Annotated in this window: 1 protein-coding gene; it reads left to right on the forward strand. The window is 34.3% G+C overall.

The genetic code is table 11. The annotated features are described in order from the left end of the window. Positions 1 to 89: 89 nt before the first annotated feature. Complete coding sequence (locus HMPREF1986_RS02465; protein WP_021773162.1) at positions 90 to 380, forward strand: NPCBM/NEW2 domain-containing protein; 291 nt, start codon at positions 90 to 92, stop codon at positions 378 to 380. Positions 381 to 522 lie beyond the last annotated feature (142 nt).

Below are 522 nucleotides of genomic sequence, written 5' to 3' on the forward strand. Positions count from 1 at the left end.
CAACCTCGTCATGTTAATCCGAGAATCCAGGATATTACTGTAGTAAGAGTTCCAGTGAAAAAACAGTTCAGGGAAAATTGTTAAGCAATGTGTTTGAAATACAGGACAAAGGTTATGTGGAGTATTATACAGGTGGGAAATATACTACTTTAACTATGACTATTGCTCCTGAAGCAGATTATGAAGAGGATAGGAGTGGAATAGTACAAATAACAGGAGATGACAATGAAGTGCTAAATGAAAGTAAAGAGGTAAGCTATAAAACCACTCCATTTGAGCTTACAACAGATATTTCAGGTCAGGAATATGTACGTATAAAAGTTGTTGGAGATATATATTCTAGCGAAATACTTATTGATAATGCGGAGTTCCATAATTAAGCAGACAAAGTGAAAATATAGCTTTTATATCAATAGGTAGGCGTCAACGCAAGTAAACATAGTTTAAAAAGTCACAGAACAGGAAATGAATATTCTTATTTTGTGATTTTACATTTGAGGAACGGGTAATTATCCAGACCCG

The organism is Oribacterium sp. oral taxon 078 str. F0263 (assembly GCF_000469565.1).
Taxonomy (GTDB): domain Bacteria; phylum Bacillota; class Clostridia; order Lachnospirales; family Lachnospiraceae; genus Oribacterium.